General features: G+C 71.2%; 14 protein-coding genes. 7 read left to right on the plus strand and 7 right to left on the minus strand.

Annotated features, from left to right (window positions below; all coding sequences use genetic code 11):
• The first annotated feature begins 21 nt into the window (after window positions 1-21).
• Both ACWD4J_RS27730 and ACWD4J_RS27735 read left to right on the plus strand, forming a co-directional pair.
• The gene (locus tag ACWD4J_RS27730; protein ID WP_451398147.1) at window positions 22-1761 is read left to right on the plus strand and encodes an N-acyl-D-amino-acid deacylase family protein; all 1740 of its coding nucleotides are present in this window, start codon (window positions 22-24) and stop codon (window positions 1759-1761) included.
• Window positions 1758-3215: an aldehyde dehydrogenase family protein gene (locus tag ACWD4J_RS27735; protein ID WP_451398148.1), complete on the plus strand. Its 1458-nt coding sequence runs from the start codon at window positions 1758-1760 to the stop codon at window positions 3213-3215. Before ACWD4J_RS27730 ends, ACWD4J_RS27735 begins: the two co-directional genes overlap by 4 nt.
• A 12-nt stretch (window positions 3216-3227) precedes the next feature.
• On the opposite strand, the gene ACWD4J_RS27740 is transcribed toward ACWD4J_RS27735, so the two are convergent.
• Window positions 3228-3788, minus strand: a complete 561-nt coding sequence (locus ACWD4J_RS27740) for a hypothetical protein (protein ID WP_451398166.1) — start codon at window positions 3786-3788, stop codon at window positions 3228-3230.
• 255 nt (window positions 3789-4043) lie between these two features.
• On the opposite strand from ACWD4J_RS27740, the gene ACWD4J_RS27745 reads away from it, so the two are divergent.
• Window positions 4044-6671 (plus strand): bifunctional FO biosynthesis protein CofGH, encoded by a 2628-nt coding sequence (locus ACWD4J_RS27745; protein ID WP_451398149.1) that lies wholly within the window; start codon window positions 4044-4046, stop codon window positions 6669-6671.
• A gap of 43 nt (window positions 6672-6714) precedes the next feature.
• Here the strand turns inward: ACWD4J_RS27745 and ACWD4J_RS27750 are convergent, their stop codons facing one another.
• A complete protein-coding gene (locus tag ACWD4J_RS27750; RefSeq protein WP_451398150.1) occupies window positions 6715-8136 on the minus strand; it encodes an FG-GAP-like repeat-containing protein in 1422 nt (473 codons plus the stop codon).
• 250 nt (window positions 8137-8386) lie between these two features.
• Between ACWD4J_RS27750 and ACWD4J_RS27755 the strand changes: the two genes are divergently transcribed.
• Window positions 8387-9505, plus strand: coding sequence for an ADP-ribosylglycohydrolase family protein (locus tag ACWD4J_RS27755; RefSeq protein ID WP_451398151.1), 1119 nt, complete (start codon window positions 8387-8389; stop codon window positions 9503-9505).
• Between the two features lie 62 nt (window positions 9506-9567).
• Here the strand turns inward: ACWD4J_RS27755 and ACWD4J_RS27760 are convergent, their stop codons facing one another.
• Window positions 9568-11133, minus strand: coding sequence for a sodium:solute symporter family protein (locus tag ACWD4J_RS27760; RefSeq protein WP_451398152.1), 1566 nt, complete (start codon window positions 11131-11133; stop codon window positions 9568-9570).
• A 352-nt stretch (window positions 11134-11485) separates the two neighbouring features.
• Window positions 11486-12268 carry an SDR family oxidoreductase gene (locus ACWD4J_RS27765; protein WP_451398165.1) on the minus strand — a complete coding sequence of 261 codons (783 nt, stop codon included), beginning with the start codon at window positions 12266-12268 and terminating at the stop codon, window positions 11486-11488.
• 94 nt (window positions 12269-12362) lie between these two features.
• On the opposite strand from ACWD4J_RS27765, the gene ACWD4J_RS27770 reads away from it, so the two are divergent.
• Window positions 12363-13238, plus strand: coding sequence for a hypothetical protein (locus tag ACWD4J_RS27770; protein ID WP_451398153.1), 876 nt, complete (start codon window positions 12363-12365; stop codon window positions 13236-13238).
• A gap of 175 nt (window positions 13239-13413) precedes the next feature.
• On the opposite strand, the gene ACWD4J_RS27775 is transcribed toward ACWD4J_RS27770, so the two are convergent.
• From ACWD4J_RS27775 to ACWD4J_RS27785, 3 genes are all read right to left on the minus strand, one after another.
• The gene (locus ACWD4J_RS27775) at window positions 13414-13623 is read right to left on the minus strand and encodes a DUF397 domain-containing protein (RefSeq protein WP_451398154.1); all 210 of its coding nucleotides are present in this window, start codon (window positions 13621-13623) and stop codon (window positions 13414-13416) included.
• A 297-nt stretch (window positions 13624-13920) separates the two neighbouring features.
• Window positions 13921-14778, minus strand: coding sequence for a helix-turn-helix domain-containing protein (locus tag ACWD4J_RS27780; RefSeq protein WP_451398155.1), 858 nt, complete (start codon window positions 14776-14778; stop codon window positions 13921-13923).
• Window positions 14779-15201: 423 nt separating this feature from the next.
• Complete coding sequence (locus ACWD4J_RS27785) at window positions 15202-15945, minus strand: GOLPH3/VPS74 family protein (protein ID WP_451398156.1); 744 nt, start codon at window positions 15943-15945, stop codon at window positions 15202-15204.
• Window positions 15946-16153: 208 nt separating this feature from the next.
• Between ACWD4J_RS27785 and ACWD4J_RS27790 the strand changes: the two genes are divergently transcribed.
• Both ACWD4J_RS27790 and ACWD4J_RS27795 read left to right on the plus strand, forming a co-directional pair.
• Window positions 16154-18730 carry a D-alanyl-D-alanine carboxypeptidase gene (locus ACWD4J_RS27790; RefSeq protein ID WP_451398157.1) on the plus strand — a complete coding sequence of 859 codons (2577 nt, stop codon included), beginning with the start codon at window positions 16154-16156 and terminating at the stop codon, window positions 18728-18730.
• A gap of 227 nt (window positions 18731-18957) precedes the next feature.
• Complete coding sequence (locus tag ACWD4J_RS27795; protein WP_451398158.1) at window positions 18958-20862, plus strand: MFS transporter; 1905 nt, start codon at window positions 18958-18960, stop codon at window positions 20860-20862.
• The last annotated feature ends 125 nt before the right edge of the window (window positions 20863-20987 follow it).

A 20987-nucleotide genomic window follows, 5' to 3' on the forward strand; every position in this document is an offset into this window, starting at 1 on the left:
TACTCGAAAGGGGCGCCGCCAATGCTCGACCACCTCGTCAAGGGCGCGACCGTCGTGGACGGCACGGGCGCGCCCTCGTACACCGCCGACGTCGGCATACGCGACGGCCGCATCGCCGTCGTCGCTGAGCCCGGCACCGTCACCGAGGAGGCCAGGACCAGCGAGGACGCCACCGGGCTCGTCCTCGCTCCCGGCTTCGTCGACCCGCACACGCACTACGACGCACAGCTCTTCTGGGACCCGTACGCGACGCCGTCCCTGGGCCACGGCGTGACGACCGTCGCGGGCGGCAACTGCGGTTTCACGCTCGCGCCCCTCAACCCCGAGCGGCCCGAGGACGCCGACTACACACGGCGGATGATGTCCAAGGTCGAGGGGATGTCGCTGGTCGCGCTGGAGGAGGGCGCGCCCTGGAACTGGCACACCTTCGGCGACTACCTCGACGCGCTGGAGGGGCGCATCGCCGTCAACGCGGGCTTCATGGTGGGGCACTGCGCGCTGCGGCGGTACGTCATGGGGGCGGACGCGGTCGGCGGGCAGCCGACGCCCGCGCAGCTGGAGGAGATGCTCCGGCTGTTCCACGAGTCGATGGACGCGGGCGCGTGGGGCCTGTCCACGACCCAGTCCTCCACGCACTCGGACGGGGACGGCGAACCCGTCGCGTCCCGGCACGCAGGACCGGCCGAGTTGATCGCGCTGGCGAAGGCCGTCGGCGAGCACGAGGGCACCCAGCTCGAGGCGATCGTCGCCGGCTGCCTCGACCAGTTCTCCGACGACGAGATCGACCTCTTCGTGGAGATGAGCGCGGCCGCGGGACGGCCCCTCAACTGGAACGTGCTGACGGTCGACGCCGCCGTGCCCGAGCGCGTGCCGCGCCAGCTCATCCCCAGCGAGCGCGCCCGCAAGGCGGGCGGCCGGATCGTGGCGCTGACCATGCCGATCCTCACGCCCATGAACATGTCGCTCGGCACCTTCTGCGCGCTCAACCTCATCCCCGGCTGGGGCGAGATCCTGGGCCTGCCCGTGCCCGAGCGGATCGCCAGGCTCCGCGACCCGGACGTACGGGCGGAGATGCTGCGCCGCGCCGACTCCAAGGAGGCCGGAGTCTTCCGCAGGCTCGCGAACTTCGGGCGGTACGTCATCGGCGACACGTACAGCGAGGAGAACGAGGGCCTCACCGGACGGGTCGTGAAGGACATCGCGGCCGAACGCGGCCAGGAGGCGTTCCAGTGCCTCGTGGAGATCTGCGCCAACGACGACCTGCGCACGGTGCTGTGGCCCATGCCCAGCGACAACGACCCGGCGTCCTGGGCGCTGCGCCAGGAGACCTGGGCCCACGAGGACGTCATGCTCGGCGGCTCCGACGCGGGCGCCCACCTGGACCGTATGTGCGGTGCCCCGTACACGACACGCTTCATCGGGGACTGCCTGCGCGGGCGGAAACTCGTCACGCTGGAGCAGGCCGTGAAGATGCTGACGGACGATCCGGCGCGGCTCTTCGGCCTGCGGGAGCGCGGGCGCATCGCCGAGGGCTTCCACGCCGACCTCGTCCTCTTCGACCCCGAGCGGATCGAGGCGGGCCAGGCCACCCTCGTCCACGACCTGCCCGGCGACAGCCCGCGCCTCGACGCCAAGGCGATCGGCGTCAACGCGGTGTGGGTCAACGGCGTCGAGGCGATCCGCGACGACGTGGTGACCGGCGCCGTGCCCGGCAAGGTGCTGCGCTCAGGGCGGGACACGAGGACGGTGAGCACCCGGTGACCGATACACAGCGGCTGTTCATCGGCGGCGAGTGGGCCGAGCCGGACTGCGGCCACTACGAGGTGACCGACCCGGCGACCGAGGAGACCGTCGGGCTCGCACCGGAGGCGAGCCGCGCCCAGGTGCACGAGGCGGCGCGCGCGGCGCGCGAGGCCTTCGCGTCCTGGTCGCGTACGGCGCCCGAGGAGCGCGCCGCGATTCTCGACCGGGCGGCGGACGAGATCCAGCGCAACTTCGTCCCGTACGCAGACCTCGCCCAGGCCGAGAGCGGCGCCACGACGGGCACGGCGCGCGCCATGCAGGTCGGGGTGAGCGTGGCCCGCTTCCGGCGGTACGCGAAGGGGGCGCTGGAGCCTGTCGAGACCCCGCTTCCGCCGCAGATCAACGAGGCGGGCCCGATGGGGAAGGCGGGCGTCATGGGCGCCCTGGCCATACGGCAGCCCGTCGGCGTCGTCACCTGCATCACCTCGTACAACAACCCCTGGGCGAACCCGGCCGGGAAGGTCGCGCCCGCGCTGGCGATGGGCAACACGGTGGTCGTGAAGCCCGCGCCGCAGGACCCGCTGTCGGTGTACCGGATGGCGGAGGCGCTTCAGGCGGCCGGGGCTCCACCGGGCGTCGTGAACGTCGTCTCCGGCGCGGACGCCGGCGTCGGCGAGGCCGCCGTCGAATCCCCGGACGTCGACATGGTGAGCTTCACCGGCTCGACCGCCGTCGGACAGCGCATCGCCGAGGTGTGCGGCCGCGGCATGAAACGGCAGCTGATGGAGCTGGGCGGGAAGGGCGCGGCCGTCGTCTTCGAGGACGCCGACCTGGACGCGGCCGTGGCGGGCATCGGCACGACGTACGCCTTCTACAGCGGGCAGATCTGCACCGCACCGACCCGCGTGCTCGTCCAGCGGCCCGTCCACGACCGGCTCGTCGAGCAGCTGACGCGGTACATCGGTTTCATGAAGGTCGGCGACCCGAGGGAGCAGGGCACGGTCGTCGGCCCGGTGATCTCGGCGGCCCACCGGGACCGGGTCGAGTCGTACGTGGAGCTGGGCCGCAAGGAGGGCGCGCGGGTGGTCGCGGGCGGGATGCGGCCGGAGCTCGACAGGGGTTTCTACGTCGCCCCCACCCTCCTCACCGACTGCACCAACGACATGCGGGTCGTCCGGGAGGAGATCTTCGGCCCGGTCGTCGTGGTCGTCCCCTTCGACGACGAGGAGGAGGCCGTCGCCTTCGCCGACGACAGCGACTACGGGCTGATCGACTACGTGTGGTCCGGCGACGTGGCCCGCGCCTTCCGCGTCGCACGGCGGCTCCGGGCCGGCGGGGTCGGCGTCAACACGGTCGGGCGCAACATGGAGGCGCCGTTCGGGGGGTTCAAGAAGTCCGGGGTCGGGAGGGACGTCGGCTCGTACGCCCTGCATGCGTACAGCGAGCTGCAGGCGATCGTGTGGCAGGGGTGAGGCCGACCACGGCTACGCTCCCGGCCGCATCGGGTGCAGGCCCTCAGCCTGGGCTGCGTCGTAGAGCCGCTTGTCGTAGACGACGAAGTGCGTCAGCCGCGGCTTGAGCAGCATGGCTGATGACAGATGCAGTGCGTCGATGCTGCGGAGTGCCGAGTCGCCGACAGACATGGCCTTGGTCACCACACGGTCGCCCAGCGGAATGAGGTGCACTCCCTTGAGCGCCGTGACGGCCCGTGGGAGGGCAGCAGCGGCACGGCGCAATGTGCTGCTGGTGAACCTCGACGCGTGCCAGATCGCTGGCCACCCGGACCACGCCCGATGCTCGCTGAGCCAGGTGCGCAGAGCGGCGGACTCGGACCGTCCGAGTACCAGGAGTGCAGATGGCAGTCGCCGCGGTACCGGGCGCGGCCCCGGCCCTTGGCCCGCTCCGGCGGGCACGGCCGGCTTGTCGTAGGTGTAGCCGACGCGGATCTCGCTTGCGCCGCCGGGGATTTCGACGGGGAGGTACACAAAGTCGGGTGCACCGGTTCCGTCACGAACGCGTCGTCCGATGTCGTGGTCCTCGCACATGCCGGCTCCCGGGGGTCGCCGGTGACGGTGGGTCATACACCTAACCCTGGTGGTGAGCCGTGACGTCCTTGTAAGGGAAGGGGAGCGGCAGGTATCGCCCAGCAGGCGCCTCTCTCGGCCGGAAGCCGACCGTGGTTGGCGCCGCGCGCCACCACCGACGGCGAGACCAAACGTGAACGGGCACATGAAAAGGCGTGATCAGTGGCACTCGACGCGTCGCAGACGATGTCGGTGCGCGCTCGTATGCTCGGGGGCATGAATGATCCGCAGCCTGCGCAGCCGCTCGGAACCCAGCCCGCCGGTGGGGCCGCCCCCACCGCGAACGCCATGCGCCGTGCGCTGAGGCGGGCGCGGGACGGCGTCGCGCTGGACACCGCCGAGGCGGCGGTGCTGCTGCAGGCGCGCGGGGACGATCTGCGGGACCTCACGGCGTCGGCCGCCCGGGTGCGGGACGCGGGCCTGGCGGCCGCGGGGCGCCCGGGTGTCATCACGTACTCGAAGAGCGTCTTCATCCCGCTCACGCGCCTGTGCCGCGACAAGTGCCACTACTGCACGTTCGCGACCGTGCCGGGCAAGCTGCGGCGCGCGGGCCACGGGATGTTCATGTCGCCGGACGAGGTCCTCGACATCGCCCGCCGCGGCGCGGAACTGGGCTGCAAGGAGGCCCTGATCACCCTCGGCGACAAGCCGGAGGACCGCTGGCCGGAGGCCCGCGAGTGGCTGGACGCCCACGGGTACGACGACACCATCGCGTACGTCCGGGCGATGGCGATCCGCATCCTCGAGGAGACCGGTCTGCTGCCGCACCTCAACCCGGGGGTCATGTCGTGGACGGACTTCCAGCGGCTCAAGCCGGTCGCGCCGAGCATGGGCATGATGCTGGAGACGACCGCCGAGCGGCTGTGGAGCGAGCCCGGCGGGCCGCACTTCGGATCGCCCGACAAGGAGCCCGCGGTCCGGCTGCGGGTCCTGGAGGACGCGGGCCGTTCCTCCGTCCCCTTCACCAGCGGCCTGCTGATCGGCATCGGCGAGACGTACGAGGAGCGCGCGGACTCGCTGTTCGCGCTGCGCCGCGTCGCCCGCTCGTACCACGGCATCCAGGAGCTGATCATCCAGAACTTCCGCGCCAAGCCGGACACGGCGATGCGCGGGATGCCGGACGCCGAGCTCGACGACCTGGTCGCCACGGTCGCCGTCGCCCGCCACATCATGGGCCCGTCGGCCTGTCTGCAGGCCCCGCCGAACCTGGTCGACGCGGAGTACGAGCGGCTGATCGGCGCCGGGATCGACGACTGGGGCGGGGTCTCCCCGGTGACGATCGACCATGTGAACCCGGAGCGGCCGTGGCCGGGGATCGAGCTGCTGGCCGAGCGGTCCGCGGCCGCCGGCTTCGAGCTGCGGGAACGCCTGTGCGTCTACCCGGAGTTCGTGCGGCGCGGCGAGCCCTGGCTGGACCCGCGGCTGCTGCCGCACGTGCGGGCGCTGGCGGACCCGGAGACGGGCCTGGCGAACCCGGACGCGGAGGTCGTGGGCCGCCCCTGGCAGGAGCCCGACGAGGGGTTCGTGGCCGCCGGCCGTACGGACCTGCACCGCACGATCGACACCGAGGGGCGTACGTCCGACCGGCGTGACGACTTCGACGAGGTCTACGGCGACTGGGAGGCGCTGCGCGAGCAGGCCGCGCCCGGGATGGTGCCGTCGCGCATCGACGGCGACGTCCGCGCCGCCCTCGCCACGGCCGCCGACGACCCGACGAAGCTGACGGACGACGAGGCGCTGGCGCTGCTGCACGCGGACGGCCCGGCGCTGGACGCCCTGTGCTCCATCGCGGACGACCTGCGTAAATCGGTCGTCGGCGACGACGTGACGTACATCGTCACGCGGAACATCAACTTCACCAACGTCTGCTACACGGGCTGCCGCTTCTGCGCCTTCGCGCAGCGCCGCACGGACGCCGACGCGTACACGCTCTCGCTGGAGCAGGTCGCCGACCGCGCCGCCCAGGCGTGGGACGTGGGCGCGGTCGAGGTCTGCATGCAGGGCGGCATCCACCCGGACCTGCCCGGCACGGCGTACTTCGACATCGCCCGCGCCGTGAAGGCGCGCGTGCCCGGCATGCACGTCCACGCCTTCTCCCCGATGGAGGTCGTGAACGGCGCCACGCGCACCGGAATGTCGATACGGGACTGGCTGGCGTCCGCGAAGGAGGCGGGGCTCGACTCGATCCCCGGCACGGCGGCGGAGATCCTGGACGACGAGGTGCGCTGGGTCCTGACCAAGGGCAAGCTGCCCACGGCCACCTGGATCGAGGTCGTGGAGGCCGCCCATGAGCTGGGCATCCGCTCCTCGTCCACGATGATGTACGGCCATGTGGACCAGCCGCGGCACTGGCTCGGCCACTTCCGGACCCTGTCCCGCATCCAGGAGACGGCGCTCGCGAAGGGCGTCGGCGGGTTCACGGAGTTCGTGACGCTCCCGTTCATCCACACCAACGCCCCGGTCTACCTGGCGGGCATCTCCCGCCCGGGCCCGACCACCCGCGACAACCGAGCGGTGACGGCCATGGCCCGCCTCCTCCTCCACCCGCACATCCCCAACATCCAGACCAGCTGGGTCAAGCTCGGCACGGAGGGCGCGGCGGAGATGCTCCGCTCCGGCGCGAACGACCTGGGCGGCACGCTGATGGAGGAGACCATCTCCCGGATGGCCGGTTCGAGTTACGGCTCGTACCGCTCCATCAAGGACCTCGTCGCCATCGCCGATGCGGCGGGCCGCCCGGCCCGGCCGCGGACGACGGTGTACGGGGAGGTCTCGGAGGAGCGGCAGCGCGCGGCGGAGGCGTCGGACGGGCATCTGCCGGAGCTGCTGCCGGTGCTGGACTGACGGCCGCCGCCGCTGGGCGTCCTCCTACCGCGCGAAGCTGTCCCTACCGCGCGAAGCTGTCCCCGAAGCGCGCCTCCTTCTGCGGCGCGCCCAGCGCCCGCGGACCGAACGACGTGATGTTGTTCGTGGTCAGGCCGGACTTCGAGCCGCGCAGGACCCATACGGCGCCCGAGTCCGCGTAGGTGCCGTCCTCGTAGGGGGTGCCCACTGCCAGGTCGGCGCGGTTGTTGGCGTTGACGTCGGCGAGGAACACGGACATGCCGAAGTAGTCGCCCTCCTCCGAGATGCCGGGTACGCCCTTGGTCGACTGGTGGAAGGCCTGCGCGCCCTTGCCGGTGAGGCCCGCTGCGCTGCCCTTGAGCAGGACGACGGCGCCCGCCTCGGGGACCGAGCCGATGTCCTCGCCGGGCACGCCCACGGCGACGTCCGGGTAGCCGTCGCCGGTGACGTCGCCCGCGGCGAGGGAGTACCCGAACTGGTCGCCGGAATGGAGGTCGTGGTCGCCCTCCTCGCTCACTCCGGGGACGCCCGGCGTCTCCTGGTCGATCTTCGCCGTACGCGTGGAGGGCCCGGACGCGGAGCCGTAGACGACGCGGATCGCCCCGGCTTCCCAGTCGCGGTCCTCCGAGACCTGGTCGGTCTGCAGGGCGATGAAGTCGCCGTAGCCGTCCTTGTCCACGTCGGCGATGATCCCGCCGACCGTGTAGTAGCCGGTGGTCTTGAAGGTGTGGCTGAGGCCGTCCTTCCCGCCCGCCCAGAAGCGGGACTTGCCCTGCTTCTCCTCGAAGCCGTGGGTCGTGACGATGTCGTCGGCGCCGTCGCCCGTCATGTCGCCCACGGCGACGGCCTGGGGGAAGTCCCCGTCCTCGAAGGGGAGGGTCTCCGTGGAGGAGGGGACCCCGGCGCGGGAGAAGGGGCCGTAACTCACCTGAAGGCCCTCGTCGCCCTTGGTCAGGAGGTCGGCGTGGCCATCGCCGTTGATGTCGCCCGCCGCCAGTGTGTAGGCGTGCAGGGGGAGGGCGGTCGCTGTGCGCAGGCCCTTCGCGGAGCCCCAGAGCACCGCCGGCGCGGCGTAGTCGCCCACGACGAGGTCCGTGCAGCCGTCGCCGTCGAGGTCGCGGGCGGCCGTGGTGCGGCCGAAGGATTCGTACTGCGCGAGGTCCCCCGGCACGCCCGCGGTCGCGCGCGTGATCAGCTGCGGATGCGCGGTGTCGGTGCCCGCTGAGGAGCCGTACACGACGGAGATGTAGCCCGCTTCGGGGATCCCGGACACGGTTCCGTAGGGCGCGGAAATGGCCAGATCCGCGTATCCGTCCCCGTTGAAGTCGACGACGGGCGTCGCCCCGCCGGGGGCGGCGACGGCCGGTGCGGCGAGACCGCCGGACACCACCAAGGGGGTGGTCAGCAGGGCGGCCACGGCGGCGCAGCGCGCGGCGACGGCCCGGTGGCGGGAGGCGTGGGACATCGGCTCTTCTCCAGTACGTCGGTTCGCCGGCGGCACCAGCACGCGCGGCACCGGCAGTTGGGTCTGTGTACGGCAGTCGTTCACCTTGACCGCCAAGCCCGCCCAACGGTTGTGGCGTTCGCGCCAACCGGAACGGCGGGCGCCGTGGGCGCCCCGCACCCGTTCCGATCAAGGTCCTGAACCGGCGATTCGCGTTCGATTACAGTGCTGCGCAGTCAGCCGTACGCGGGAGGGCAGGAAGGAGGGCCCGGTGAGCGCAGCACTCGGCGCGGTCTGGGGCCGTGCGGAACAACAGGACTTCCGCAGCCGGGTCCGCGGCACGCTCCTCGGGGTCGCCGTGGGCGACGCCCTGGGCGCCCCCGTCGCGACCGTCTCGCTGGAGGAGATCCGGGCCGAGCACGGCGACGAAGGTCTCACCGACCTCGCCTCCGCACACGGCCGCCGCGGCGCCGTCACCGCGACGACGCAGCTCACCCTGTTCACCGTGGACGGGCTCATCCGCGCCCAGGTCCGGCGCGACACCGGAGCCTGGCATCCGCCGACCGACCTGCACCGCGCCTACCGCCGCTGGGCGGCGACGCAGAGCGACTGGGGCCCCGACGAGCGCCGCGAGGACGACGGCTGGCTGGCCCGCGAGGAGTGGCTCTACGCCCGCCGCGACCCGTCCCGCGCCTGCCTCAACGGACTCGGCGACGACACCATGGGCACGCTCGAGAAGCCGAAGAACCCCGAGGAGCGGGGCGCCGGGGCCGCGCTCCGCTCCGCGCCCTTCGGCCTGCTCGTCGGCTGGGAGCCGGGGCTCGTCGCGCAGCTCGCCGTCGAGTGCGCCGTCCAGACGCACGGTCACCCGGTCGCGCATCTGTCGGCAGGCGCGTACGCGGTGATCGTGCATGCGCTGGCCCGCGGCGAGATCCTCGACGCGGCCGTGCAGCGGGCCCTGTCGCTGCTCGCCGCCCGCCCGGGCCACCAGCCCGTCACGGACGCCCTGCAGCACGCACTGGGCGCGGTGCGGCAGGGCTTGCCCACGCCCGCCCGCGTGGAGGAGCTGGCCGGGCCGCCCGGCACGGCGGAGGGGCCGCTCGCGGCCGCCGTCTACTGCGCGCTCGTCGCCGAGGACATGCGGCACGGGCTGTGCATGGCCGTCAACCACGGCGGCGACTCGGCCGCCGTGGGGGCGCTCACGGGCGCGCTGCTCGGCGCCCTGCACGGCGAGACGGCCCTCCCGCCCGGCTGGCTCGCCGAGCTGGAGGGCCGTCCCACGCTTCTCGAACTCGCCGACGACTTCGCGATGGAGATGACCCAGGGGCCGGCCCTGCACGGGCCGGCCGGGTCGTCTCCCGGGTGGCTGGCGCGGTATCCGCGAGGGTGAGGCGGGGCAGCAGCGGGGCACCGGGCGAGCCGCCGAAACGATGCCCCGCAGCCGCCGCCCTCTCACTCCTTCGCCCGCGCCCCCAGGGTGTCCTCCACCGGACCCGCCGGCGCCGGAACCGCCGCGGCCGCCGAGTCTCCGTCCACATTGATGCGGTCGATGATCGCGTCGCGCTCGGGTGTGTCCTCGGGTTTCACGAAACCGATCACGATGTACAGGACGAGTGAGATCGCGAGCGGCACGGAGACCTGGTACTGCAGCGGCACGTCCGTGCGCTGCGAGAAGTCCAGGTTGTAGTTGACGAAGAAGAAGGCGAGCAGACCCGCGGCCCAGCTGGTCAGCGCGGCCGTCGGGCCCGACCTGCGGAACGTCCCCAGCAGGCCCAGCATGAACGGGATCGCGATCGGGCCCATCAGCCCGGCGACCCACTTCACCACCACGGTGATGATGTCCTTGAACGTGGCCGAGTTGACCTGCGTGGCGATCGCCATGGACAGCAGCAGGAACGTGATCGTCGACCAGCGGGCGGCCACCAGGCCCGCCTTCTCCGACCAGGTGCGCGCCCTCTTCGCCAGCGCCGGGGCGATGTCCCGGGTGAAGACCGCGGAGATGGCGTTGGCGTCGGAGGAGCACATGGCCATCGTGTGCGAGAAGAACCCGACGATGACCAGGCCGAGGAGGCCGTGCGGCAGCAACTGCTCGGTCATCAGGGCGTACGAATCGGACGCGTCGGGCTTCTGGGCCTTGACCAGCAGCGGGGCGCACCACATCGGAAAGAAGAGGATCAGCGGCCAGACGGCCCACAGGACGGCCGAGAGGGCCGCGGAACGGGCCGCGTCACGGGCGGAGTGGGTGGCCATGTAGCGCTGGGCCTGGTTCCACATGCCGCCGTTGTACTCGAAGGTCTTGATGAAGGTGATCGCGACGAAGAACGTCACCGTGTACGGCCCGGCCGTCGGATGGCCGTGCCCCTCGGGCAGCTTGTCCCAGACGGTCCAGAAAGTGGAGATGCCGTCCAGCTCCACGAGCACCGCCACCAGCATCGCGATACCCGCGAAGAACTGGATGACGAACTGCCCCATCTCGGTCAGCGCATCGGCCCACAGGCCGCCCACCGTGCAGTAGATGCCGGTGATGAAGCCCGTGATGAAGATGCCCTGCGTGATGGTGATGCCCGTGTAGATGGACAGCAGCGTCGAGATGGCAGCCCACTTGGCGCCCACGTCCACGATCTTCAGCAGGACGCCGGACCAGGCGAGCGCCTGCTGCGTGGCGATGTTGTAGCGGTCCTTCAGGTACTCCAGCGGCGAGGCGACGCCGAGGCGCGAGCGCAGCCGGTTCAGTCGCGGCGCGAACAGCCGGACGCCGATCGCGATGCCGATGGCGATGGGGAAGGACCAGGTGACGAAGGACGTGATGCCGTACTGGTAGGCGATACCGGCGAAGCCGGTGAACATCACGGCGCTGTAGCCGGACATGTGGTGCGAGATGCCGGACAGCCACCACGGCATCTTCCCGCCGGCCGTGAAGAAGTCGCTGACGTTGTCGACGCGTTTGTGCGACCACAGCCCGATCGCGACCATCACGCCGAAGTAGCCGATGAGCACGACCCAGTCGAGACTGTTCATGTGCCCCCTCCAGGGGTCCGCCTTGTGAACGTTGCGGCTCTTCGTCAGTACGTCCGTTTCAGCGGGCGCCCCCGTGCGGGAGTTGGGGACTTCGGGGATTCAACTCTCGGTTCGGCGGACCGGTCAAGACGTCATTTCGGTCATGGACGTGAACAGGGATCAGAAAGTCGAACCATTTTGCTTGTTCTTGACCTTTCGGGGCGTTGTCGTGTGCGCGACGAAACGCCCACCATGGGCGGGCGCTTCGTCAGGCGCCGTGCAACTACGAGGGCTACGAAGGCACAGACGTACGCCCGCGCGGGATGCGGGTCCCGTGCGGCGGCCGAGAAGGAGGTGACGCGAACGCCGTTCGCTACCGCATGAGCTCCCCCGCGTTCACGAGCAGCGACTGTCCGGTGATCGCCCGCGCGCGGTCGGACGCCAGGAACACCGCCGCGTCCGCCACATCCCCGTCCGTGGCCAGCTCGGGCAGCGCCATCCTGTCGGTGAGCCGTCGCAGTACCTCTTCCTCCGGCGCCCCTTCGGTGAGCGCCGTGAGCTGCACGTACGCCTCGACCGGAGGGCCCCACATCCAGCCCGGCAGCACCGTGTTGACCCTGATCCGGTGCGGGCCGAGCTCGCGCGCCAGCGAGTACATCGCCGACGTCAGCGCGCCCTTGGACGCCGCGTACGCCGCCTGCCGCACCTGCGACGGGGCGGCCACCGACGACTGCGTACCGATGATGACGACCGACCCGCCGCGCTCCTTCAGCGCCGGCAGACAGGCCCGGGTCATCCGCAGCGTCCCCAGCAGGTTCACGTCCATGACCTCCTGCCAGGTGGCGAAGTCGGCGTCCTCGAGACCTCCGAAGTAGCTGTCCCACGCGGCGACATGGACCACCGCGTCGATGCGCCCGAACCGCTCCCGCGCCAGCGCCGCGAGCGCCTCGCACCGGCCCTCGTCCCGGATGTCCGTCGGCAGATACGCGGTGTGGGTGCCGTCCGGGTCGATCTCGGCGGCGGACTTGGCGAGATGCGCCTCGGTGCGCGCGCCCAGCACGGCGTTGCCCCCGTCGCGTACGACGGCCGAGGCGACGCGGTGACCGAGCCCGGCGCCGACGCCTGATACGACGACGGTCTTCCCCTCCAGCAACACATGCGCCTCCGGGGTCTGGTGGATTTTCTGACGGAGCGTCAGAGTGGGCGGGGTCAGGTTAGGGCCGTCCGGCGGAGGAAGGAAGGGGACAGCCATGAACGAGGAGTCAGCCGCAGGGACCGCCGCGGAGGCGACCGCGGGCACCCGCAGCGACGTGTACGCGGAGCTGGCCGCCGTGGGGCCCTACGGCGTGCACCCCGGCCACGCCCTGATCACCATGGTGGAACCGCACCCCGGCCATGAGTACGCCTACAACCGCTGGTACGAGGACGACCACTTCTACGCGGGCGCGATGGCGATGCCCTGGATGTACGCCGGCCGCCGCTGGGTCGCCACACGCGACCTGCAACTGCTGCGCTACCCGGAGAAGTCGGCGGTCGCCGAGCCGGTGACCGCGGGCTGCTACATCTCGGTGTACTGGGTCACCGAGGGCCGCTACGACGAGCACATGAAGTGGACCGTCGGCATCAACAAGCGGCTCAACAGGGACGGCCGGGTCTACCGGGAGCGCCGCCACGTCTTCACGGCGTTCCAGGACCACGAGGCGACGGTCTACCGGGACGGCGCAGCCGGCCCGCGCGACTTCCATGCGCTCGACCATCCGTATGCGGGGCTGGTCGTCGAGGTTGTCGACGCGGAAGGGCCGGGCGCGCGGGCGGAGTTGCTGGAGTGGCTGCGGTCGCGGCATCTGCCGAACCGGCTGGCGGGCTCACCGGCCGCGATGGTCACGGTGTTCCGGCCGACGCCGCTGCCGGGCGACCGGATGACGTATGTGAAGCAGGTCGAGGGCGTCGACACACGGCTGACGCTGCTGTGGTTCCTGGAGGCGGACCCGAGGGAGTGCTGGGAGGGGCACTTCAGGGGGCTGGATGCCCAGGTGGCCGAGACGGGGTTGGGTCGGGTGGAGTTGGTGGCGCCGTTCATTCCGACGGTGCCGGGAACGGACAAGTACGTGGACAACTTGCGCTGACCGTAGGCAGACCCATCTGGTCGCGCCCTGTCGGCTGAGCTGTCTTCCCCACAGCGAACCGAGCTTTAAAAAAAGGGAGCGCCCCCTCGGCCGGGACGGCGGGCCAGTCGAGAGGGCTGTCGGGTGGTGCTTGTGCAGTTGTCGGTTGTGCTGGTCTTCCGGTGTGAGTGGTGCATCAGCCGAGGCGGAAGGCTCCCCGGCTCACCTCGGACACGAACGTGTTCCAGGAGTCAGGCGCGAAGCCCAGGGCGGGGCCTTCGGGAACCTTGGAGTCCCGCACGGCGATCGCGTGCAGAACCGGGGACCTGACCTCGACACATGCGCCGTTTCCCGTGGAGTACGAGGATTTGACCCACGTATCCGTGGCGCCCTGCTGAATTGCCATGTTTGCTCCGGTTTACCCAGTTGTCGAGTTGCTCCCGCAGTGCCGTGCGGATGCTGGCCGAGGCCAACGCCGTCGGGACTGTGCGGTGTGCGCCAACGTTCTTGCACGGTGGCGTGATCGACGCTACCCGCCAACATCCGGAACCGAAGCTGCCATTCACTCGACCGGATGGCATATTCCATTGGAGGCTTCCGCCCGGATGTGGCGAAGGTGTACGGTGCGGCGCCTTCCCGGTTCGGGCGGATCCATGTCCCCTTCGCGGTTCTTACGGCCTGTTCGTCGACGGGATCGACGGGATCACCGGGCGTAGTCCTTGGCGATGTCCGCGATGAAGTTCCGCGACTGCTCCACATTCAGCGCCTGCGCGCGCAGATGCTCGTACATGACGCTGTACTTGTGGACGTCGTTCGCCTTCTCCAGGTAGAGGTCGCTGGTGACGCCCTCGATGTAGACCACGCTCGAGTCGGCCGTGTCGGGGAACTCGAGGATGGCGTACTGGCCGTTGAGGCCCGGGTGGGCGCCCATGTCGAACGGGATGACCTGCACCGTGACATGCGGCAGTTGGGACTGCTCCACGAGGTGCTCGAGCTGATCGCGCATCACGTTGCGGCTGCCGACGACCCGGCGCAGCGCCGCCTCGTCCAGCACGGTCCACAGCCGCAGCGGATTGCTGGGCGAGGAGATCCGCTCCTGACGGCGCATCCGGACCTGGACGCGCTTGTCGATGTCGGTGGGCGCCGTCTCCGGCAGCGCGCCGGCGATCAGCGCCTCCGCGTACGACCGGGTCTGGAGCAGGCCGGGCACGACCTGCGGGTCGTACACGCGCAGGGAGGCCGCGTCCGTCTCCAGGCCGATGTAGACGCTGTAGGGGATGTCGCCGAAGGAATGCCACCAGCCCTGCTGGCGCGAGTCCTTGGCCATCTGCATCAGCGAGTCGACTATGCGGTGGTCCTCGACCTCGTACACGCCGCACAGGTCACGGACGTCGCGCTGGCTGATGGAGCGGCGGCCGTTCTCGAGGCGGCTGATCTTCGACTGCGACACGAGCAGTCGCTCCGCCACCTCCTCGGCGGTCATGCCCTTCTGTTCTCGGAGCCGGCGCAGCTCCTGGCCCAGTCGGCGTCGCCTGACGGTGGGATTGACATTGGACGCCACGGGACGTGCACCTCCGGCTGTGGGCCTGTCAACTTCGCGTATCTGGTGCTCAGCAGATTGCCACCAACGTGCTTCCTACCGCTGGAAAACACCGGATGTTCGGCGCATACGCGTCAGTTGTACGGGCCAGCAGTACGCCAGTCGGGTCCCTGCGAGTCCTGGGGCCGGTGATGGGGCCCTTGGCGGCGGCTTGACGGGGTCGTCGGGGCCCTTGAAAAGCGGCCGCGCGGGGCGGTGCGCCGAATCGTCGTTCCGACGGTCCGGCGTCACTGCCCCGCGCGGTCCAGCGGCTCCCGAACCGGGTCAGGGGACTGCTTTCTCGGGCTCGTTCGCCTCCGGGGCGCCATTGGCCCCTTCGGCTCACTCGCTGCGGTGCTGCGGTGCTGCGGTGCTGCGGTGTTGCTGTGGCGCGGGTGGTGCCGCTCAGTGGGCCACGGCGCGTGCCATGGACCCGTGGTGTGCCTGCATCGGAACCCTGCCGGGATCCGCCGCCCTGCCGCCCTGGCGACCACCGGCGGCGGCTGCGCCCCGGCGGGGCTGCACACCGACACCGTTCTGGACGTCCATCACGGCGTGCGCCACGAGGCCGCCCATGGGGTCGTGCCTGATCAGGTCCCGGAGGCGGGAGCGCGACGAGCGGCCCTCGTTCCCCGGGTAGAGGTGCTTGCCGAGTCCGACCGCGTGGGCCAGTGCGGCGAGCGCCGCGGTCCGTGGGTCCGGCGGCACGCCGGTACGGATCGCCGAATCCAGCCGGGTCCTTATCTCCCGGCTGATCTCCGTGTCGGTCGCCTGGTAGCGAGTGGTCGGCAGTACCCCGCACATCTGTCCCGGCACGGCATGCACCATGCCGCACCGCTCGAGATGCGAGAGATACGTCTGGCGGAGCCCCAGGCGGGGCCCGCCGATCCAGTGGACAGCCCGGACCGGAGCGCCGCGCCTGCGCAGCAGCTCCAGTGCGGAGTCCAAGGTCGGATCTCCTGTCGGCCGTGGTACCACCACGGCGATACGATCCCCGTCTGGGGCTATACGTCCGGCCAGCGCCAGCTCCACTAGCTGCGCTCCGGCCAGACCGAGGTCGAGCGACTGCGGCTGCGCTGTGGTACCCGTGGCCGGGTCCAGAGCGAGAAGCAGTAGCTCCTCCGGAATAGTTCTGCGGCTCCTGCCCATCCATGCCTCCCCGCGTGGATGAATGACAGGGTGACCCCTCTCACAATGGTCTGTCGAGGGTGCGTGACCGGTTCGTAAGGGAACCGGTAGGTATGTCGTTCTCGTCTGGCAGCAGGGCCAAGCCCTCACACAGGACACTGGTACATGGTTCGGACAGCGGGTTCGGCAGACTGAGCGGTTGGGCGCCGGACGTATGAAGGAGGCATCGGTGGCGGGCGAGTCCCCCGACATGTCGGAGCAGCAGAAGTCGTCGGGGGATCCGGCCGAGGTGCCGGTTCCGGCGCCGTCCTCGGGGGGCGGCGACCCCCGGCTCGCGGTCGCCCGCGAGGTCTCCATCCGCGTCGACCAGCCGACGGCGGTCTTCGCGACGCGGGCGCGCCGGGAGGCGTCGTCTGCGACGGAGAACGCGGACACGGCGGGTTCTTCGGACACGAGGACGCCGGCCGACGCCGACGCGGTCGCGTCGGGCGGGTCCGGTGACGGGGAGAGCGCGAATGACGGTGCCGACGCGGTCGGCGACGCGCGGCTTCGTGCGGCTGTGGCCGCGTGGGTGACGGGCGCGGACGCTGAAGGCTCGGGCTCTGAGCGCGTGTCCGCGGCGGGGGCGGCGGGTGCGGACGCCGACGCGGACCACGCGGCCGACGCCGGCGAGGAGCCGGGGGAGTCGGCTGCGGATGCCGGGTCTGCGGCAGCGGCCGCGGACGAGCCCGCGCAGAGCGCGGATGCGCGCCGGGATGCCGAAGCCGAGCCGAAGTCCCGCTCTGCGGCGGAGGCCGCCGGGCCTCGGCCTGCTGCTGGTGCGGAGCCGGAGCCGGAGCCGGAGTCGGAGCCGGAGTCGATGTCGGCGGACGCGGCGGACGCCGGAGACGGCAAGCCGAGTACCGCCGATGGTGCTGGTTCGCTTTCGGCCATCGGCGCCGACGCGGACTCCGAGACCGAGGGTGACGCCGGCTCCGCCGCTGACGCCGATTCACGAACTGACGACGGCTCCGGTGCCGATGCCGCCGTCGAGACCGGCTCCGCGGACGACGCCCCGTCCGGCTCCGACACCCCTGCCGACGCCGACGCAGACGCCGAGCCCGCCGACACCGGTGACCGTGGTGACTCCGGTCCCGGTGTCGATCAGGCCACCGCCGTGTTCAGGACCGTCCGGCCCCCCGTCGATCAGCCGACGACCATGCTGAAGATCGGCGGCCGGAAGCCCGGTGAGAAGGCCGCTGACGGCCGTGCGGCCGAGCCGGGCGGCGACGAGAAGCGGTCCGACGGGGCGCAGGGTGCCCCGAGCGACCGCAAAAGTGGTCCCGCGGGCGGGGACGCGGCGCGCGGCGCCGGGCGTCGCAAGGACGAACCCGATGCCGAGCGCGCCAGCAAGTTCGTGGCGCTGAAGCCGCTCGACGAGCCCGCTGCGGCGAAGAAGCCCGGCGCCCCCGCCCCCGCCCCCACGGGATCCGCGGTGCCCGGGAACGCCGGTCCCGAGCGGACCGCGCAGCAGCCCCTGCCGCCGAGGCCGCCGCTCGATCTGCTGGCCGAGCTGACGAACACGCCTCCGCCGCCGGAGACCCCGCTGCGTACCGTCGTGCGCCGGGTCAAGATCTGGACGCCGCTGGTCATCCTGCTCGTGATCGTGTTCGGGGTCGTGCAGGCGGTGCGCCCGCTGCCGACGCCGGTGCTCACGCTGACGGCCGACTCGAAGTACGCCTTCGACGGCGGCAAGGTGTCGCTGCCGTGGCCGAAGGAGGGCCAGGGCTGGATGGACGTCACCGGCCTCGGCACCATGGACGAGTTCGGCGAGCAGAAGTCCGTACCGATCGGTTCCGTGGCCAAGGCCATGACCGCGTACGTCGCGCTGCAGGACCACCCGCTCAAGTCCGGCGCGAACGGTCCGTCGATCACGGTCGACGCGACGGCGCAGAAGGAGGGCGGGTACGACGCCGACGGCGAGTCGACGCTCAACACCGTCAAGGAGGGCGACAAGCTCTCCGAGAAGGACGCCCTCGCCGCCATCATGATTCCGTCCGCGAACAACATCGCGCGGCTGCTGGCCCGCTGGGACGCCGGTTCCGAGGAGGCGTTCGTCAAGAAGATGAACGCCACCGCCAAGAAGCTCGGCATGACCAACACCACCTACACGGACCCCTCCGGGCTGAAGGAGACCACCGTCTCCACCGCCGAGGACCAGGTGAAGCTCGGCAACGAGCTGGTGAAGATCAAGGCGCTGACGGACATCACCAAGCTGCCCACCTGGAAGGACCCCTCGGGCACGGTCTGGCAGAACTACAACCGCCTGGTGCCGTACGACAACGCGATTGGCATCAAGACCGGCTCGACCACCAAGGCCGGCGGCAACCTCCTCTTCGCCGCCACCAAAGAGGTCGGCGGGGAGACGGTGACCGTCGTCGGCGCCGTGCTCGGCCAGCACACGCCGCCGATCATCGACACCGTCAACGCGGTCAGCAAGACGGCGATGCTCGCGGCCCAGGAGGCCCTGAAGGGGGCGACGATCCTGAAGAAGGGCGATGTCGTCGGGTACGTGGACGACGGTCTCGGCGGGCACACGCCGGTGGTCGTCACGAAGGACGTGTCCGCGGTCGGCTGGGCCGGGCTCACCGTCCGGTTGAAGCTCGGCGACGACGGCACGACCGTCCCGCACACGGCGAAGGCCGGTGCCAAGGTCGGCGTGCTGAGCGTCGGCGACGGCTCCGGCACCGCCGTCGAGGTCCCCATCGCGCTCCGGGACGAGCTCAAGGAGCCCGCCTTCAGCGCCAGGCTGACCCGGTTGCGCTGACCCGGCTGGGGTGACCCTGCCCGCGGTCACCCCGGGGCGATGCCCCCGGGGTGACCGCGAGCCGTCCGCCAGACGACCTGGAACCGTCCCCGGGACGAACCGTCAGGGAGCCTCCCGGCGGTCCCCGTGCTAGCGTCGCGGGGATCGGGGCGGGTGCCGGGGCTTGCCCGGGGTGGACGACCCCGGGACCCCGAACGAGGACTACACACGTACGGGGAGTGTCTTGAGTGGCCACTGCGGAGCCGACGCGGGCCGACGACGCGGAGCCGGATGACGGAAAGGGTGGTGCGCGAATAGCGCTGCCCGCCCAGCGGCGTGAGCAGTACGCCGCACCCGAGGTTTCTGAAGCGGCCCCCACCCGGTCGCCCCAGAAACCCACATCGCCCCCGACCGCCTCCGCGAGCGGGGGACGTCCGGGCCGGCCCGGGCTGCTGATGCTGCTCCGCCACCCGGTGACCTGTGTGACGGCCGTCGCGGCCGTCCTGCACATCGTGTGGTTCTTCGTCTTCGCCAACAGCGGGGGCGATCTCGCGGCCCAGGACGCCTGGGCCGAGTTCGTCGGCCGGCACCCGGACTCCGCGTACAACCTCGCCTGGTACGGCGGCATGCACCCCGTGTCGTACAGCGTCGTGTCGCCGTATCTGATGTCCCTGCTCGGCGTGCGGACGACGATGATGATCGCCGGCACGGTCTCGGCCGGGCTGGTCACGCTGATACTGGTCCGCAGCCGTGCTGTGCGTCGGCCGCTGTGGGCCGCGGCCGGCGCGGTCTTCGCGCTGCTGTGCAACGCGGTGTCGGGCCGTGTGACATACGGCCTCGGCACGATGTTCGGGCTGGCGGCGGTCGCCGCCGTGTTCTGCTGGCCCTACCGCTGGCGGTACAGGCGCTGGGCGAAGGCCGCCGTCGCCGCGCCGCTCGCCGGCCTCGCGACCGCCTCGTCACCCGTCGCCGGGCTCTTCGTCGGGCTCGTCGCCGTCGCGCTGTTCCTGCAGAAGAGACGCCCGGGCGCCTATGCGCTGGGGCTCGCCCCGACCGCCGTGGTCGGCCTGTGCGCCTGGCTGTTCCCCTTCTCGGGCACCCAGCCGATGGGGTTCGGCTCGGCCGTGCTGCCGCTGCTGTTCTCGGGCTTCGTCCTCTTCCTCGTACCGAAGGAGTGGACGACCGTGCGCCTCACCACGGCCGTCTACGCCCTCGCCGTGCTGCTCACCTGGCTGATCAGCTCCCAGATCGGCTCCAACATCACCCGGCTCGCCATGCTGTTCGCCGGGGTGGTGCTGCTGGCAGCGCTGCCGTTCGCCGAGCCGCGTACACGCAAGTGGTATGCGATCGTCGTCGCCGTCGCGGGGTCCGTGGCCTGGATCGGTTTCAAGGCGGCCGACGACGCGGTGCACACGACGCCCGCCGCGTCCTGGGCGCGGGAGCTCGCCCCGCTGGTCCACCAGCTGCAGGTGGTCGGTGCCGAGAAGGGCCGCGTCGAGGTCGTCCCGGCCCGCTCGCACCGCGAGGCGTCCGCGCTCGCGCCGTACGTGAACCTGGCCCGCGGCTGGAACCGGCAGGCCGACATGGAGCGCAACCCGCTCTTCTACGACGACACCCTGAACTCCGCGAACTACCACGACTGGCTCAAGCGCTGGGCCGTCCACTACGTCGTCCTTCCGAAGGACGAGCCCGACGGGCACGGCGGCGAGCGGGAGCGCGAGCTCGTACTGCGCGGACAGCCCTATCTCGAGCAGGTGTGGGCCGACGCCAACTGGCGGCTGTTCGCCGTCAAGGACCCGACCGCGCTCGCCGAGCCCAACGCCACCGTCGACCGCGCCGAACAGGGCGAGCTGACCATCGAGGTGAAGCAGGCGGGACTGGTGCTCATCCGCATTCCGTACTCGCCGTGGCTCGGACTCGTCGACGCCGAGGGCAAGGGCGTCGAGCCGCCGAAGGAGACGGAGGCGTCCAAGCAGCGCGAGGAGGGCACTCCGAAGATGTTCCGGAACGACAACGGCTGTCTGATGGAGACCGAGGAGGACACGGCCGGCGACAAGTGGACCGAACTCCTCGCCCCGCGCCCCGGCGTCTACCGGCTTGCCGCGCCCTACCAGCTGCCCCGGGGCACACCCTGTCCCAAGGAACTGCGCTGAGCCCCGGCCCTCTAGGCCCTGTCGTCAAATTTCCCGCCTGCCTCGCGGCGCCTGGCACGCACGCTCGCCGCGTTGCCGAAACGCCCACGTGGCTCCGCCACGAGGGCGCTCCGGCGCCTTGCGAT

It is taken from the genome of Streptomyces sp. NPDC002577 (genome assembly GCF_053594815.1).